Consider the following 16,006-nt stretch of genomic DNA (forward strand, 5'->3'; position numbering starts at 1 on the left):
AAGGAGATCGATACGCCATGACCGATCCAGCTAAGACCGCAAAGTCCCGCCTGCGACGCCACTACGACGTGGCCATCATCGGAATGGGCCCGGTGGGCGTGACTCTGGCCAAGCTTCTGGCTGGGTTCGGCGCGCAGGTCCTGGCAGTCGATGCCGCCGCCGACATCTATGACCGCCCCCGCGCCATTGGCATGGATCACGAGGTGATGCGCGTCTTTCAGCAAATCGGCGTTGCCGAAGATCTCGCGCCGTTCATCAGCATGTACCGTTCATCAGAATACCGGACCGCCAAGGGCGATGTCATCCGGCGCTTCACCTCACCACCGGCGCCTTTTCCGTTGGGCTGGGCCCCTTACCAGACCTTCCTGCAGCCTGAGCTAGAACGCGTCCTGCGCCGCCACGCCGCAGCCGACCCCCAGATCACGATGCGCACCGACTGCGAGATGGTCTCCCTCAAGACGAACGGTACAACCGCGACTTTGGGTCTGTGCGATGTCAAGAGCGGTATCCGCCAAAGCGTGACCGCGCGCTTTGCGATCGGCTGCGACGGTGGGGCAAGCACAGTGCGCAAAACGCTGGGTATAAGCTTCGAAGACCTGATCTTCGACGAACCGTGGATCGTGGTGGATGCCTTGGTCAACGAAGACGTTGATCTGCCCGATGTGAATATCCAGTTCTGCGATCCGGAGCGTCCGCACACCTTTGTGGTTGGACCGCGGAACCTGCGGCGCTGGGAATTCATGCTCATGCCCGGCGAAAGCCCCGATGACATGACGACAGACGCTGCTGTCTGGAACCTTCTGGCGCCGTGGGTCTCGCCGAACGAGGCCCAGCTTTGGCGGGCGGCCGCATATCGGTTTCATGCCTTGGTCGCGGAACGCTGGCGACTGGGCAATGTCTTCCTGGCCGGAGATGCCTGTCACATGACGCCGCCTTTTCTTGCCCAGGGGATGGTGCAGGGCATCAAGGACGCCGTGAACCTCGCTTGGAAACTTGACGCTGTGCTTCGCGGTGCGGACCAAGCGCTGCTGGACAGTTACGAAGACGAACGCCGCCCGCTGGTGCGCGACGTGATCGCCGTCACCAAGGATCTTGGGCGGATTATCTGCGAAACTGACCCCGCAAAAGCCGCGCAGCGCAATGATCGCATGCGGGCAGACATGGCCGACGGGCGGGGCGAAACCGTCCGGCAGGAGCTCTTCCCGCCCATCGGCAACAGCCTTTGCCGTATGCGTGCAATCGGGGCCAGCACAGCCGAAGGCTTCGCAGCACCGCAGCCGCGTGTGGCGACGCCTGAGGGCTGGCAACTGCTCGACGACATGATCGGCCCGCGCTGGGCCATTCTCACCCGCGACACGTTCAAGCTGCCCCTTCGCACCCGCGCCCGGGCCAAGGCCCTTGGGATCGAGATCGTCTCCATCGGTCCGCGCGGGCTAGCCGAAGAACACGATGTGTTCGACCGCTGGATGACCGCGAAGAACGCCAATGCCATCCTGACGCGCCCTGACCATATGGTCATGGCCGGGGCCACCACCGCAGGCGAGTTGGACACCGCCCTCGGTGCTTTGCAGCGCCTGTTTCCCCATACTTTGGAGGTCAGCCATGCCTGAAGTGTTGTTTTTCGACGATATCGAGATTGGCCGAATTGAGACTTGCGGCACGGTTACGGTGGATGGCGATGAGATGCTGGCCTTTGCCCAAGTCTGGGATCCGTTGCCGATCCATGTCGATCCTGTGGTGGCCGAAAAGGTCAATGGCGGCCTGTCCGCGCCTGGGCTTTATGTGCTTGGTCTCAAACAAAGGCTTTTGCATGAAGCCCCGGTGAGGGCGGCCGTCATCGCCTCGCTTGGCTACGAAGAGGTCCGGTTTCACCAGCCTGTCCGAGCAGGCGATCAACTGACACTGACCATCGAGTGGACCCAAAAACGCCCGTCGCGGTCACGCCCGGATCGCGGGGTGGTGGAACATCGGTTATCGCTGATCGACCCCGATGGCACAGTGGTCATGTCGCACCTGGATAACATCCTGGTCAAATGCCGCAAACCGGCATGAACGCTTGGTTCGCCCCCCCGTCACGATGTCACTGTGGGCCAAATAGGTGGCCCGCGAATTCAGTGACGTTTTCCGTGGTCTCGCGGAAATGCCTTTCGATCAGATCAAGTGCCTTGGGCGACCTTGCGATGGCAGCGTCAAGGATGACCTTGTGCTCGACATCCTTGGGTCGCCACTTCTTGCGAAACTGCGACGACATGCGCCGATACCGATGCGCGCGGTCGAACAGCGTTTGCCGCAACTCAAGCAGGACCGGAGAGCCGCAGGCGCAGACCAGCGACCGGTGGAACACGCCGTGCAATCGCGCCCATTCTTCGTCAAAGAAATACTGCGCCCCAAGGCGCGCCTGCAACCGATCCATCCGATGATAGCTCGCAAGGATATCCGCCTCCCAGGCGTCGTCACCCAGCTGCATCGACAGGCGCAGCGCCTCACGTTCGACAAGGACACGCACATTGGTGAGGTCCTGCAGATCAGCCAGCGAGACCGGCGCCACGGCAAAGCCCCTCTGGCCTTCCGAAACCACGAGGTTTTCAGCACTGAGCCGGACAAGCGCCTCACGCAGGGTCGAAAAGCTTACTTCGTAGCGGTCTCGCAGCGCCTCGAACCGCAGCTTTTCGCCGGGCTTGAGGACACAACTCAGGATATCGTCGCGCATCCGCAGATGCACATCTCCCGCGCGGGTTTCGCCCTTTGCCTTGGTCTTCGTGGTCTCCATCTGAATCCCGCTCCGCAGTCAATGGCGTCCACCGCCGTATCGATCCAGTTTAGGTCGCGGTCGCGAAAACGGACAGATGAATTTCGAAAATTGTCACGATTTTCCGTGGCGAGCCGCCGTCGCCATCAATTTTCTTACAGATTCCGCGATTCTCGAAATTCCTCAAATTTCCCGAAAACCATTGCAATCAGTAGCCCTTTGCCTCGGTCACATTGGAGGCGCCTATGAGATATGTCAGTTTCGACCACAACGGCACCCTTGGCTTTGGCATGCTGGACGGAGAGACGATTGTCGTTCTGGACGGAGCGCCGGACCTTCGGTCCTATCTGCCAAGCCTGATGGCCTATGGCCCTACCCCGTCCGCCAGCGCGCGGCGCCTGCCGCTGACTGCGGTGCGCCTGCTCCCCCCGGTCGTGAATCCGTCCAAGGTTTTCTGCGTCGCGACTAATTTCCATGAAGCCGAAAAACCGGTGCCCGTTTTTCCGCTGCTTTTCACCCGCACCGCCGAAGCGCAGACCGGCCACGGCCAGCCGATCCTAAAGCCCGCCCGTTCCGAACAATTCGATTTCGAGGGCGAGCTGGCGGTCATCATCGGGCGTCCGGGTCACAAGATCGACCGCGCCGACGCGATGAAGCACGTTGCGGGGTACAGCTGTTTCAACGATGGGAGTGTCAGGGACTGGCAGAAACACTCAACCCAGTTCACCCCCGGAAAGAACTTTTATCAAAGCGCCGGGTTCGGGCCGTGGCTGGTGACAACAGACGAAATCCCGGACCCAACGCAACTGGCGCTTGAAACCCGTGTCAACGGGCGGATCAAACAGGCGATTTCGATGGACCGGATGATTTTCGATATTCCATGGCTGATTGCCTATATCTCGACTTTTGCGCCGTTACAGGCAGGCGATGTGATCGTGACCGGCACGCCGTCGGGGTTTGGATCGTCGCGGACACCCAAGGAATTCCTGCGCGATGGCGATGTGATCGAGGTCGAGATCACAGGGATCGGGACTTTGCAAAACCACGTGCAGCAGGACATCGATCCGAGGAACATTGTATTTTCGTAATTGCAGTTATTTTCGAAATTCATTGATATTTGGGAAACCCACAGGTAACCAGTCACGCGACAGCGAGACGACACAGACAGAAAAGGGGATGCGGGATGGCTCAGATTGTTCACGCCGCAGGGCATGTGAAGCTCAACACCAACCGGGTCGAAGACCTTGTACGGGACTCCACAGACATCTTGGGTCTGCGCGTCACCCGCGAGACTGGGAACCAGGTCTGGTTGAGCGCCAATGGGCGCGCCGCGGAACTGGTGATCGTCGAAGCCGACGAAAACGCAACCAACACGATCGGGCTCGAGGCGCTGCATGTCGACGATGTAAAGGCCGCCACCGATCGGATCGAGGCTGCGGGCTGTCGGATCGTGTCGCAAGAGCCGTCGCTCGACTGCATGACGGCGGGGGTCACGTTCGACACCCCCGAGGGATTGCGGTTCGAAATCCACACACCCACACGAGATGACATGCGCAATCCGCGCTACGACACGCATGGTGTCGGCCCCCGGCGGCTCGACCACATGAACATCCTGACGCCCGACCCCGAAGCGACCGCGGCGCAGCTGATGGCCATCGGCGACGTGCGTCAGTCCGAGCGAATGGTGAATTACGCGCTGAGCTGGTACTACGGCGGCAACCGCCAGCACCATATCCTCGGGCTGGTCAAAGGCACCGGCCCGGGCTTGCATCACTACTCGTTCGAGTTTCCCGAATTCAACATGTATTGCCGACTGGGCGACATCCTCGACCGGCATGACCGCCAGTATCTTTGGGGTCCGGGCCGCCACCGCCCCGGTGACAACACCTATGCCTACTACCTCGACAGCTCGAACTGCATGGTCGAAATCTCGGGGCCGATGGCGATGATCGCGGATGACCTGAATTTCGAACCCAATGTCATCACCAATCTCGAACGCCCCGGCAATGTGCGCGACATGAATGTCTGGGGCACCCCCGCCCCGCTGGAATGGCGCGAACATGTCCACCCGTTCATGAAACTTGGCTGATCCACAGCGGCTGAAAGGAGTTTTCCAATGCAGGAAAAAGTCACGTTTGAATCCGACGGGCTGACCCTGTCGGCTGTCATTCATATCCCCAAAGGCTATGACGGCACGCCACTTCCGGCGTTCATCGTTTGCCATGGCTTTGTCGGTTCCAAAGACGAGAGCCATGCGCAGATTCAGGCAGATATGATGGAAGAGTTCGGCTATGTGGCGTTGCGCTTCGATTTCCGCTGCTGCGGCGAAAGCGAAGGTGAGCGCGGACAGGTGCGCTGCATGGACCAGGTGGCCGACGCGAAGAACGCCCTGACTTTTCTGGCAAAACGCCCCGAGGTGGATGCCCAGCGGATCGGCATTACAGGGCACAGTTTCGGTGCGGCGGTGTCGGTTTATACGGCCGGTGTCGATGAAAGGGTGGCGTGCTGCTTGTCGTCCTGCGGCTGGGGCGATGGTGAACGCAAGTTCCGTGGCCAGCACCCGACAGGAAAGCTGGAACCGCTTCGTGACGATCCTCGAAGAGGGTCGCCGCCACAAGCAGGAGACAGGTGAAAGCGCCTGGATGTCGCGCTTTGATGCAGTGCCGATCCCCGAGAGGCTGCGCAAGAACCTGTCGCCCAAGGCGATCATGGAGATCCCCACGGAAACCGCATGGTCAATGCGCAATTTCCGTGCCGATGATGTGGTCGCCAATATCGCACCGCGTCCGCTTTTGCTGTTCCACACCTCGGACGACATCATCACACCGACAATCGAGTCAGTGCGCATGTGGGAAAAGGCAGGACATCCCAAGGAGTTGATGCTGGTCGACACCACGGCGCATTTCCCACTGGCCCCTGACGATGCGCCGCGCACCAAGATGTTGATGAAGAGCTGGCTGGACAAGTTCTTCCCGACGCCACTGGCCAACTGATCCGAAAGGGATACCGTCATGCCGACGATCCACGCCAATGCGCTGAAGGAATTCGCCAAAGACCTCCTGACGGCAGGCGGGTTCGCACCCGAGGACGCGGACCAGACCGCCGACCTGCTGGTCTGGGCCAACCTGCGTGGCGTGGACAGCCACGGCGTGCTGCGCATTCCCCGCTATGTCGAGATGATCTCGCTCGGGCTTATGACCTCCGGCAAGCGGCCCGAAGTGGTGCGGTCGTTCGGCGCAGTGACGGTGATCGACGGCGGGAAATGCCCCGGTGCGGTTGGCATGAACATGGCGGTCGACAAAGCCGCGGCGGCGGCGCGGACACATGGCGTTGGTTGGTGTGCCGCGCGACGCATCTCGCATGCGGGGGCCGTGGGGTATTTCACGCAGGCGTTGGCGGCGAAGGGGCTGGTGGGCATTGCCATGACCGCGTCCAAACCGCTGATGAGCTATGTCGGCGCACGGGGCGAGGCCTTGTCGACCAACCCGTTGTCCATTGCGGTCCCGACGGGTTCCGGCAGTGATCCGATCCTGCTCGATATGTCCACCGCATCGGTGGCCCTAGGCAAGATCATGGCCGCCAAAGATGCGGGCCAGACCATTCCTGAAGGCTGGGCCATCGACAGCGAGGGTAACCCAGCCACCGATCCGCACAAGGTTGCAGCACTCTTGCCGATGGCTGGGGCGAAAGGCTCGGGCCTGTCGTTGATGATCGAAATGCTGACCAGTGTTCTGGCGGGCAATGCCGTGATCGGACCGGTGCTGACCGGAGAGAAATCCGGTGGCTTCAACGGGATGGTACTGGCAGTCGCGCCGGAGGCCTTCGGTGAGGAAGCGGCATTTTTTGCCGAGGTCGGTCGACTTGCCGGCGCGATCCGGGCGCTTGATCCGATCGACCCGTCTGCTCCGCCTTTGCTGCCGGGCGAACGGGGTGCAGCGACAGCTCAAAAGTGCACCGCCGAGGGCATACCGCTCGCTCCCGGAACCGCCAAACGCTTGCAGGAGCTGGCCAGGTCCCTTGGTGTGACGACACCGGACGGCTTCTGATCATGGCCCAGCTCAAGCATGGCGTTGGAGCGCGCAGCTGGCTAGACGGGCCCTTGTTCACGCTCTTCATCGCCGCTTTGATGGGGAACCTGTCGCTGTCGCTGGACATTATCCTGCCCGTTATGCCACAGGTTGCGGCCGATTACGCAATGGACGATCCGACCCGCGTCCGAATTCTGCTGACAGTCTTCGTCCTGACCTTCGGGCTGGGTCAGATGGGTGTAGGCATTCTCTCCGACAGATACGGTCGTCGGCCAATCCTTGGCGCTGCAATTGGACTTTACGCGCTGGCATCGGTGCTCTGCGCTTTGGCACCCACGTTTGAGATGCTGGTGATTGGTCGCGGCCTGCAAGGGCTCGCAGCGGCTGGGCCCAGAGTGATCGCCGTGGCCATTGTCCGGGACAGGATGTCAGGGGCCGCGATGGCCAAAGCCCTGTCAACAGCGGCGATGATTTTCATGCTGGCACCGATCGTGGCGCCCTTTCTGGGAGAGGTCACCGCTTCTTTCGCGGGGTGGCGGGCTGTGTTCGTCCTGTTGACAGTGCTGGCCCTGCCCGTGCTGGCGGCCGTGCTGATGGCCCTTCCTGAAACCTGCCCCCCGGATAACCGAACCCGGATCGAGTTCTCCGTCATCACGGCCAATCTGGCAACTATGGCGCGCAGCAGGCAGACGGTGGGGAACATTGCTGTCTCAACGCTGATCTATGGCGCGATGTTTGGTTTTGTCGGGCTGGCCCCCTTCATATACCGGGACATATATGGGGTCGCTTCGGGATTTTCGGCCATTTTCGCGACATTCGGTTTGGGTATTGTCGGTTCAGCCTTCATCAACTCGCGGGCCGTTATGCGGTTCGGGCCTGCACACATGCAGAGGGTGGCGTTGATCTTCCTGACCACGGTTTCCACGATCTTCCTTGGACTGACACAAATCATGGCGATCCCGCTATGGCTCTTTCACCTTCTGATCCTGGCCATCATGGCCGCAAAGGGGATGGTATACTCGAATACAAATACGCTTGCAGTCGATCCTCACACACGCTTCGCAGGTCTCGCGTCTTCTGTCGTCGGAGGCATGGCAATGCTGGGAAGCGCGGTTATCGCGCAGCTGACGGGTGTGTTTTATGACGGCGATTACAGTCTTGTCGCGAAGTGCTATGCAGTCATGGGAGCGCTTGCGACACTGATCTCGGTTCTGTGCAATCGCGCGCTCAACGAAACCGCGGGTGAGCACTAATCAGACGCCCTGTTCCGAGCGTTTCGTTCTGTCAGCCAAATGCATGCATTTCTTGGATCGCGCGTCCGAGGATCAGGGCATGGACGTCGCTGGTACCCTCATAGGAGCTCACGGTTTCCAGATCCTGAGCATGGCGCATCACGTGGTAGTCGATCTGGATGGCGTGCAGCGGGAGTGGGCAAAAGTTGTGGGTCGGTCTGCTGCTCTTTGGTATGCGCCTGTCAATCGCCCATCTAGAACGGCGGCCCGCACGATGGCTATGTGTCTGACGCCTTTGAAGACGGCCAGTGGGTCATTGTTCTTTGCATCGTGGATGATTGCGCGCGCGAAGCGCTGGCAAATGTTGTGGATCGCTTATTATCGGGCGGACCGATGACCCGCGAACGTGTTGATCTGATCCGACGACGCGGTCAGCCAGATATGATTGTCAGCGAAAATAGAACGGAAAAGTCATCTCTAGCAGTGCTGAGATGGTGTCAGGAAACCGGTGTCGGGTGGCACGACATCGCTCTTGGGAAACCCATGCAGAACGCCTTTGTGGAGTCGTTCAATGGCACGCTCCCAGACCAATGCTTGATTGAGCACATCTTCGGCAATCTTTCCGAAGCCCAGAAGTTCATCGAAAACTGAAGGATCAACGACAATACAGAACGACCACGCACATCGCTTGGCGGGCTGGCCTCGGCCGTCACGGCAATCTCACCCGCAGTACCCGGCCTGGCTCACTTGAGTTCCGCAAAGGCTCCGCTCAGCAGGCCTTGACCGCAACCAAATCGACTGAAAAAACAGGAACGGATTATACACCGGAACGGACCGGATCAGGGGGCTGGGTCAGCATGAACTGCACACAGCTTCTCGCAACTTTCTGAAATTTCTTGTATATCGCCACCATCTGTCACAAGGATGACGCCGATTATCCGCTGTTCTACGCGTTGGCAGTTGGTTGCAGGGTGATTTGAACCTGCGGCGCTAAGTCATTGATACTGTATGGGAAAAATGATCCAAGAATTCTCGCCAATCGGCAAGCCACTGATATTTATTATGTTTCCTGAAGGATTTGGTTGCGGGGGTAGGATTTGAACCTACGACCTTCAGGTTATGAGCCTGACGAGCTACCGGGCTGCTCCACCCCGCGACAGTATTTTTGTTCGATTTAGAGAGATATTGTCACTCTTTACTAGGTTTGGCGATGACCTACTCTCCCACGTCTTGAGACGCAGTACCATTGGCGCGGTGGCACTTAACGGCCGGGTTCGGAAAGGGACCGGGTGTTTTGCTCACGCTATGACCACCAAACCGAGTAAAGAGTGTGTTGTCCAAGTTTTGTGCACTTTGGTGTAGTGCTTTTGATCTTTGTTCCAGGAGTGGTTGGCGGTATTTTGCTAGTCCACGGTGTGGCAACGGGCATGACTGCGTCATACCCTGCCTGCCACCAATCGTGTCCGCTTTGCGGACGACGATTTTGTTGTTACTGGATCAAATCAAGCCTATCGGGCCATTAGTACCGGTCAGCTGAACGCATTGCTGCGCTTACACCTCCGGCCTATCGACGTGGTGGTCTACCACGGCCCTCAGGGATACCTTGTTTTGAGGGGGGCTTCCCGCTTAGATGCCTTCAGCGGTTATCCTTTCCGATCATAGCTACCCTGCACTGCGGCTGGCGCCACAACAGGTCCACCAGTGGATCGTTCACCCCGGTCCTCTCGTACTAGGGGCAACTCCTCTCAAGTATCCTACACCCACGGCAGATAGGGACCGAACTGTCTCACGACGTTCTAAACCCAGCTCACGTACCTCTTTAAACGGCGAACAGCCGTACCCTTGGGACCTGCTCCAGCCCCAGGATGAGATGAGCCGACATCGAGGTGCCAAACACTGCCGTCGATATGGACTCTTGGGCAGTATCAGCCTGTTATCCCCGGCGTACCTTTTATCCGTTGAGCGATGGCCCTCCCACTTGGGACCACCGGATCACTATGGCCGTCTTTCGACTCTGCTCGACTTGTCAGTCTTGCAGTCAGGCTGGCTTCTGCCATTGCACTCAACGAGCGATTTCCGACCGCTCTGAGCCAACCTTCGCGCGCCTCCGTTACGCTTTAGGAGGCGACCGCCCCAGTCAAACTACCCACCACGCAGGGTCCCGGATCCGGATAACGGACCGCGGTTAGACATCAAGAGTGCGAAGGGTGGTATCTCAAGGGAGGCTCCACAGAAACTGGCGTTCCTGCTTCAAAGCCTACCACCTATCCTGCACATCACAATCCTGATGCCAGTGCGAAGTTGTAGTAAAGGTGCACGGGGTCTTTCCGTCTAACCGCGGGAAGCCTGCATCTTGACAGGCAATTCAATTTCGCTGAGTCGATGTTGGAGACAGCGGGGAAGTCGTTACGCCATTCGTGCAGGTCGGAACTTACCCGACAAGGAATTTCGCTACCTTAGGACCGTTATAGTTACGGCCGCCGTTTACCTGGGCTTCAATTCAGAGCTCTCACCCCTCCTTTTAACCTTCAGGCACCGGGCAGGCGTCAGACCCTATACGTCGTCTTGCGACTTCGCAGAGCCCTGTGTTTTTAATAAACAGTCGCCACCCCCTGGTTTGTGCCCCCAGCCCCTAGTTGCCTAGGAACCGGGCCTCCTTCTCGCGAACTTACGGAGGTATTTTGCCGAGTTCCTTCAACATCGTTCTCTCAAGCGCCTTGGTATGCTCTACCAGTCCACCTGTGTCGGTTTAGGGTACGGTCTGATGATGGAGCTATTTCCAGGAACCTCTGAACGGCCCCTCCAATCCGATAAGGAGGAACAATCTTCGAGATCCGTCACTTCCATCTGGCCCACGAATATTAACGTGGTTCCCATCGCCTACGCCTTTCGGCCTCGGCTTAGGGGCCGGCTTACCCTGCTCAGATTAGCTTTAAGCAGGAACCCTTGGACTTTCGGCGAGAGTGTCTCTCACACTCTTTGTCGCTACTCATGTCATCATTCTCGCTAGTGATCTCTCCACCGGATCCCTCACAGGCCGGCTTCACAGAAAAGACTTCGTCTTTTCTGACCTCTTATTTGCACTACCGCCTTCGGCTACTTGAGTGCGAACACCCTCGTAACTTCCGTCAGTCATGCAAAAGATCAGTAAGACGTAGTCCTATGTCACACTACGCTCTGCTACCATGCACTATGTGCATCCGAAGCTTCGGCTCATGGCTTGAGCCCCGTTACATCTTCGCCGCAGGACAACTTGTTTAGACCAGTGAGCTGTTACGCTATCTTTAAAGGATGGCTGCTTCTAAGCCAACCTCCTGGTTGTTTTGGTCGTCCCACCTGCTTTCCCACTTAGCCATGAATTGGGGGCCTTAGCTGTCGGTCAGGGTTGTTTCCCTCTTCACGACGGACGTTAGCATCCGCCGTGTGTCTGCCATCTAGTACTCCCCGGTATTCGGAGTTTGGTTAGGATCAGTAAGCCTGTGGGGCCCCATTACCCATCCAGTGCTCTACCCCCGGGGGTATTCGGATGACGCTCTACCTAAATAGATTTCGCAGAGAACCAGCTATCTCCGAGTTTGATTGGCCTTTCACCCCTAGGCACAGCTCATCCCGATCCTTTTCAACGGATGTGGGTTCGGTCCTCCAGTTGGTGTTACCCAACCTTCAACCTGGCCATGCCTAGATCACTCGGTTTCGGGTCTGATCCATCTAACTCATGCGCCCTATTCAGACTCGCTTTCGCTGCGCCTACACCTAACGGCTTAAGCTTGCTAGATAGACCAAGTCGATGACCCATTATACAAAAGGTACGCCGTCACCCCGCAAGGGGGCTCCGACTGATTGTAGGCGTTCGGTTTCAGGTACTGTTTCACTCCCCTCGTCGGGGTGCTTTTCACCTTTCCCTCACGGTACTGGTTCACTATCGGTCAGTAAGGAGTACTTAGCCTTCGAAGGTGGTCCTCCGATCTTCAGACAGGATTTCACGTGTCCCGCCCTACTTGATACGTCCCATCGAGCTTCCCATACGGGGCTGTCACCCGCTATGGCTGTGCTTTCCAGCACATTCTGGTCACTCTCAAGGCTCGGCTGGTCCCCGTTCGCTCGCCACTACTAGGGGAGTCGCTATTGCTGTCCTTTCCTCCGGGTACTTAGATGTTTCAGTTCCCCGGGTTTGCTCTTATAAACCTATGTATTCAGTCTATAAGTACTTGGTTTTGCCTACTATTGATCGACCTTGCGGCCGACAATAATAAACAATCAAGTGGGTTGCCCCATTCGGAAATCCGTGGATCAAAGCTTATTCTCAGCTCCTCACGGCTTATCGCAGAGTATCACGTCCTTCATCGCCTCTTACTGCCTAGGCATTCACCAAACGCCCTTCTCGCGCTTGATTTGATCCAGAAAGAACAAAACCGAGCAGTTTTGAAGCGCTACCGCTTCGCTACTTGAGCGCAGTTGTTGATCCTTCCGATCAAAAGTCACTTTTTTCCCGCCCTCGCTTTAGCGAGGACTATGTCGTTCAATCCGTGCGGAATGAACGACGGGTTAGTGTACTTGACTTGGACAACTTATGTTCGTTTCACATGAGGATATGCAGATCGAGCCGGCTAGACCCAATCAACACCTTCAGCCGAAGCCGAACCCATGGAGATCACCGCTCACTCGCGGCAATCAAACATAGTTGATTTTGTATCTCTCTAAACGATTTCAAATGACATCTCATAAGAGACGTCCAGTTTGCTTGGAGCAAACATCTCAACATTCCTAAGAATGCTCAGAAGTATGTTCCCAGACACGTCACTTCCCGCAAGTTAGTGGTGGGTCGAGGAGGACTTGAACCTCCGACCTCACGCTTATCAGGCGTGCGCTCTAACCACCTGAGCTACCGACCCCACTTAAGTGGTTCCAGCCACTTAAGTGAGTGCGACCAAGCGTATTTGCCATGCAAATGCGCGGGGAGGCACCCGGTCAAGTGATAGAACCGATCCTGCACAGCCGAAGCGAAGATGGTGGAGCCTAGGAGGATCGAACTCCTGACCTCCTGAATGCAAATCAGGCGCTCTCCCAGCTGAGCTAAGGCCCCATGCTTTGGGACCCTGACACCGAACCTTTCCGAAAGGTCCCGCCATACAGGGTCTGACGTTCTGAAGAGATATGAGGACGGCCTGGTTTACAGTGCCTCTCGCGAGACCTGTTTATGATGGCCTTGAGAAGCCATCTGCTAAGTAACCTACGAGTTCGGCGAACCAAACTGCTAAGGTTATCCTTAGAAAGGAGGTGATCCAGCCGCAGGTTCCCCTACGGCTACCTTGTTACGACTTCACCCCAGTCGCTGAGCTCACCGTGGTCCGCTGCCCCCTTTGCAGGTTGGCGCACGGCCTTCGGGTGAACCCAACTCCCATGGTGTGACGGGCGGTGTGTACAAGGCCCGGGAACGTATTCACCGCGTCATGCTGTTACGCGATTACTAGCGATTCCGACTTCATGGGGTCGAGTTGCAGACCCCAATCCGAACTGAGATAGCTTTTTGGGATTAACCCATTGTCACTACCATTGTAGCACGTGTGTAGCCCAACCCGTAAGGGCCATGAGGACTTGACGTCATCCACACCTTCCTCCCGCTTATCACGGGCAGTTTCTCCAGAGTGCCCAGCATAACCTGATGGCAACTGAAGATGTGGGTTGCGCTCGTTGCCGGACTTAACCGAACATCTCACGACACGAGCTGACGACAGCCATGCAGCACCTGTCACTCAGTCCCCGAAGGGAACCATCCATCTCTGGATGTAGCTGAGGATGTCAAGGGTTGGTAAGGTTCTGCGCGTTGCTTCGAATTAAACCACATGCTCCACCGCTTGTGCGGGCCCCCGTCAATTCCTTTGAGTTTTAATCTTGCGACCGTACTCCCCAGGCGGAATGCTTAATCCGTTAGGTGTGTCACCGAACAGTATACTGCCCGACGACTGGCATTCATCGTTTACGGTGTGGACTACCAGGGTATCTAATCCTGTTTGCTCCCCACACTTTCGCACCTCAGCGTCAGTATCGAGCCAGTGAGCCGCCTTCGCCACTGGTGTTCCTCCGAATATCTACGAATTTCACCTCTACACTCGGAATTCCACTCACCTCTCTCGAACTCAAGACACCCAGTATCAAAGGCAGTTCCAGGGTTGAGCCCTGGGATTTCACCTCTGACTTAAATGTCCGCCTACGCGCGCTTTACGCCCAGTAATTCCGAACAACGCTAACCCCCTCCGTATTACCGCGGCTGCTGGCACGGAGTTAGCCGGGGTTTCTTTACCTGCTACAGTCATTATCTTCACAGGCGAAAGAGCTTTACGACCCTAAGGCCTTCATCACTCACGCGGCATGGCTAGATCAGGCTTGCGCCCATTGTCTAAGATTCCCCACTGCTGCCTCCCGTAGGAGTCTGGGCCGTGTCTCAGTCCCAGTGTTGCTGATCATCCTCTCAAACCAGCTATAGATCGTAGACTTGGTAGGCCATTACCCCACCAACTATCTAATCTAACGCGGGCCGATCCTTCTCCGATAAATCTTTCCCCCTAAGGGCGTATACGGTATTACTCTCAGTTTCCCGAGGCTATTCCGTAGAAAAGGGTACGTTCCCACGCGTTACTAACCCGTCCGCCGCTAGAACCGAAGTCCTCGCTCGACTTGCATGTGTTAGGCCTGCCGCCAGCGTTCGTTCTGAGCCAGGATCAAACTCTCAAGTTGAAAGGCTACATAATAGCCTTCTTGACAGTCGAACCTCTGCACATCCACCAGATGACATTACTGACATCACCTGGCGTTTTCTCTGTTTGATGCGCTCAAGTTTCACAAGGAAACAAAAGCCGCCAAACAGTGAAGCTGACACTCTATCATCGGGCTACCGCTTCGCTACTTGAGCCCAGGAATGTCGAAACACCCATCAACCCAAATCGCCAAACAAACACCCTAAGAGCGCGACATACAGACGTCCAGACTTGCCGAAACAAACCAAACCGCCCGCATATCTCTTCAGATATTAGCAATGTCAAAGAGCAACCCAGAGACAAACAACAAGACCAGTGCGCCCTAACTTCCCGGCGCGCCCGCCCTCATATACCCCTGAATTATCCACCACCGTAAGCAATCAACGCCCCGTCCGATGTCCCAGCATCCGCCTCAGCGCCGCCGGTGAAGGGGGTTCTACGGTTACTGCGCCGAGTCCGCAAGCGAAAAAATCAGTGAATTGAAGATTTTTCTTGGAGTTCGATTTCTCTATGAAAACAGGGTTTTGGCGCAATATTCGTGCACGCGGACGCCTGTCAGGGTAATTTTGACAGGCGCCAGTCCAGATTTAGTAAGGTGCAGACTCCACGCCCCTAGACCTACGAGTTACGCCTGCCGGAACTGCCCGATTCCGGGTATGCGATCGGTGCGAATCCGGCTCAGAAGGAGACCTGCGATCACCGCCGCGTAGAGGATCGGCTCCCATTGGAAGCCCTTTACGAGCAGCAGGAAATGCAACGCCCCCAGAACAGCGATCGGATAGACGAGCTTGTGCAGCTTTCGCCATGTGAGGGCACCAAGGCGTTTCACGCTCCAATTGTTGGACGTGAGAGCGAGCGGCAGCATCAGGACAAATGCGGCCATTCCCACTGTGATATACCAGCGCTTGACGATATCGGCCCAAACGTTCTGGAACTGCACATCGAGAGCGAGCCATGTGAGCAGATGCGCCAGCAGGTAGAAGAAGGTGATCACACCAATCGCCCTGCGAAACTTCAGCAGGTTCACTCCCGGCCAACGGCGCAACGGCGTGACGGCAAGTCCGGCGATCAGAAGCCAGAGGCTCCAGAGACCGAGCTCATGTTCGATCCGCTTGGCCGGGTCGATCCCAAGCTCGCCCGTCAGGCCAAGATAGAAGAGCGCGATCACCGGAATGGGTGCCAATACATAGAGAACCCATGCCGGAATGCGACGAAGCGTGGTGTTGATCACGTCGACCATGG

Annotated in this window: 11 protein-coding genes, 3 tRNA genes, 3 rRNA genes and 1 pseudogene; 9 read left to right on the forward strand and 9 right to left on the reverse strand. The window is 57.2% G+C overall.

Annotated elements, in window-relative coordinates:
* Positions 1-17 precede the first annotated feature (17 nt).
* Both ACMVPR_RS15590 and ACMVPR_RS15595 read left to right on the forward strand, forming a co-directional pair.
* Complete coding sequence (locus tag ACMVPR_RS15590) at positions 18-1,610, forward strand: bifunctional 3-(3-hydroxy-phenyl)propionate/3-hydroxycinnamic acid hydroxylase (RefSeq protein ID WP_416883627.1); 1,593 nt, start codon at positions 18-20, stop codon at positions 1,608-1,610.
* On the forward strand, positions 1,603-2,052 hold the full coding sequence (locus ACMVPR_RS15595; RefSeq protein WP_416883628.1) for a MaoC/PaaZ C-terminal domain-containing protein: 450 nt from the start codon (positions 1,603-1,605) through the stop codon (positions 2,050-2,052). Before ACMVPR_RS15590 ends, ACMVPR_RS15595 begins: the two co-directional genes overlap by 8 nt.
* Positions 2,053-2,080: 28 nt before the next feature.
* Here ACMVPR_RS15595 and ACMVPR_RS15600 read toward each other — a convergent pair whose 3' ends face one another.
* On the reverse strand, positions 2,081-2,770 hold the full coding sequence (locus tag ACMVPR_RS15600; protein ID WP_416883629.1) for a GntR family transcriptional regulator: 690 nt from the start codon (positions 2,768-2,770) through the stop codon (positions 2,081-2,083).
* A gap of 224 nt (positions 2,771-2,994) precedes the next feature.
* Between ACMVPR_RS15600 and ACMVPR_RS15605 the strand changes: the two genes are divergently transcribed.
* From ACMVPR_RS15605 to ACMVPR_RS15630, 6 genes are all read left to right on the forward strand, one after another.
* Positions 2,995-3,837 (forward strand): fumarylacetoacetate hydrolase family protein, encoded by an 843-nt coding sequence (locus tag ACMVPR_RS15605; protein WP_416883630.1) that lies wholly within the window; start codon positions 2,995-2,997, stop codon positions 3,835-3,837.
* A 95-nt stretch (positions 3,838-3,932) separates the two neighbouring features.
* A complete protein-coding gene (locus ACMVPR_RS15610; protein WP_416883631.1) occupies positions 3,933-4,838 on the forward strand; it encodes a VOC family protein in 906 nt (301 codons plus the stop codon).
* A gap of 27 nt (positions 4,839-4,865) precedes the next feature.
* The gene (locus tag ACMVPR_RS15615) at positions 4,866-5,381 is read left to right on the forward strand and encodes an alpha/beta hydrolase (protein ID WP_416883632.1); all 516 of its coding nucleotides are present in this window, start codon (positions 4,866-4,868) and stop codon (positions 5,379-5,381) included.
* Positions 5,382-5,391: 10 nt separating this feature from the next.
* Entirely contained in the window at positions 5,392-5,742 is a 351-nt protein-coding gene (locus ACMVPR_RS15620) for an alpha/beta hydrolase family protein (protein ID WP_416883633.1), read from the forward strand.
* 18 nt (positions 5,743-5,760) lie between these two features.
* A complete protein-coding gene (locus tag ACMVPR_RS15625) occupies positions 5,761-6,795 on the forward strand; it encodes an Ldh family oxidoreductase (RefSeq protein WP_416883634.1) in 1,035 nt (344 codons plus the stop codon).
* Between the two features lie 2 nt (positions 6,796-6,797).
* Positions 6,798-8,030 carry a multidrug effflux MFS transporter gene (locus ACMVPR_RS15630; RefSeq protein WP_416883635.1) on the forward strand — a complete coding sequence of 411 codons (1,233 nt, stop codon included), beginning with the start codon at positions 6,798-6,800 and terminating at the stop codon, positions 8,028-8,030.
* A 31-nt stretch (positions 8,031-8,061) separates the two neighbouring features.
* On the opposite strand, the pseudogene ACMVPR_RS15635 reads toward ACMVPR_RS15630, so the two are convergent.
* Positions 8,062-8,196 (reverse strand): annotated as a pseudogene (locus tag ACMVPR_RS15635) (acyl-CoA dehydrogenase); the annotation flags it as partial.
* Between the two features lie 95 nt (positions 8,197-8,291).
* On the opposite strand from ACMVPR_RS15635, the gene ACMVPR_RS15640 reads away from it, so the two are divergent.
* Positions 8,292-8,660, forward strand: a complete 369-nt coding sequence (locus tag ACMVPR_RS15640) for an integrase core domain-containing protein (RefSeq protein WP_416883636.1) — start codon at positions 8,292-8,294, stop codon at positions 8,658-8,660.
* A 428-nt stretch (positions 8,661-9,088) separates the two neighbouring features.
* Here ACMVPR_RS15640 and ACMVPR_RS15645 read toward each other — a convergent pair.
* The 7 genes from ACMVPR_RS15645 to msrQ all read right to left on the reverse strand — a co-directional run bounded on the left by ACMVPR_RS15645 (position 9,089) and on the right by msrQ (position 16,004).
* A tRNA-Met gene (locus ACMVPR_RS15645) sits at positions 9,089-9,165 on the reverse strand.
* Between the two features lie 46 nt (positions 9,166-9,211).
* Positions 9,212-9,326, reverse strand: a 5S ribosomal RNA gene (gene rrf, locus ACMVPR_RS15650).
* Positions 9,327-9,507: 181 nt separating this feature from the next.
* A 23S ribosomal RNA gene (locus ACMVPR_RS15655) occupies positions 9,508-12,402 on the reverse strand.
* A 422-nt stretch (positions 12,403-12,824) separates the two neighbouring features.
* Positions 12,825-12,901: transfer RNA gene (locus ACMVPR_RS15660), tRNA-Ile, on the reverse strand.
* Between the two features lie 115 nt (positions 12,902-13,016).
* Positions 13,017-13,092: transfer RNA gene (locus ACMVPR_RS15665), tRNA-Ala, on the reverse strand.
* Positions 13,093-13,279: 187 nt separating this feature from the next.
* A 16S ribosomal RNA gene (locus tag ACMVPR_RS15670) occupies positions 13,280-14,744 on the reverse strand.
* The 16S, 23S and 5S rRNA genes sit together here with 3 tRNA genes alongside, the layout of an rRNA operon.
* A 645-nt stretch (positions 14,745-15,389) precedes the next feature.
* On the reverse strand, positions 15,390-16,004 hold the full coding sequence (gene msrQ, locus ACMVPR_RS15675) for a protein-methionine-sulfoxide reductase heme-binding subunit MsrQ (protein WP_416883637.1): 615 nt from the start codon (positions 16,002-16,004) through the stop codon (positions 15,390-15,392).
* Positions 16,005-16,006: the final 2 nt, after the last annotated feature.

Source organism: Marivita sp. (assembly GCF_048006345.1).
GTDB lineage: Bacteria > Pseudomonadota > Alphaproteobacteria > Rhodobacterales > Rhodobacteraceae > Marivita.

Bases quoted from the DNA above. Each gene is read 5' to 3' on its own strand.
- ACMVPR_RS15610 (WP_416883631.1), top strand. From the start codon at position 3,933: ATGGCTCAGATTGTTCACGCCGCAGGGCATGTGAAGCTCAACACCAAC.
- ACMVPR_RS15595 (WP_416883628.1), top strand. From the start codon at position 1,603: ATGCCTGAAGTGTTGTTTTTCGACGATATCGAGATTGGCCGAATTGAG.
- ACMVPR_RS15605 (WP_416883630.1), top strand. From the start codon at position 2,995: ATGAGATATGTCAGTTTCGACCACAACGGCACCCTTGGCTTTGGCATG.
- ACMVPR_RS15625 (WP_416883634.1), top strand. From the start codon at position 5,761: ATGCCGACGATCCACGCCAATGCGCTGAAGGAATTCGCCAAAGACCTC.
- msrQ (WP_416883637.1), bottom strand. From the start codon at position 16,004: ATGGTCGACGTGATCAACACCACGCTTCGTCGCATTCCGGCATGGGTT.
- ACMVPR_RS15615 (WP_416883632.1), top strand. From the start codon at position 4,866: ATGCAGGAAAAAGTCACGTTTGAATCCGACGGGCTGACCCTGTCGGCT.
- ACMVPR_RS15600 (WP_416883629.1), bottom strand. From the start codon at position 2,770: ATGGAGACCACGAAGACCAAGGCAAAGGGCGAAACCCGCGCGGGAGAT.
- ACMVPR_RS15630 (WP_416883635.1), top strand. From the start codon at position 6,798: ATGGCCCAGCTCAAGCATGGCGTTGGAGCGCGCAGCTGGCTAGACGGG.
- ACMVPR_RS15590 (WP_416883627.1), top strand. From the start codon at position 18: ATGACCGATCCAGCTAAGACCGCAAAGTCCCGCCTGCGACGCCACTAC.
- ACMVPR_RS15620 (WP_416883633.1), top strand. From the start codon at position 5,392: ATGTCGCGCTTTGATGCAGTGCCGATCCCCGAGAGGCTGCGCAAGAAC.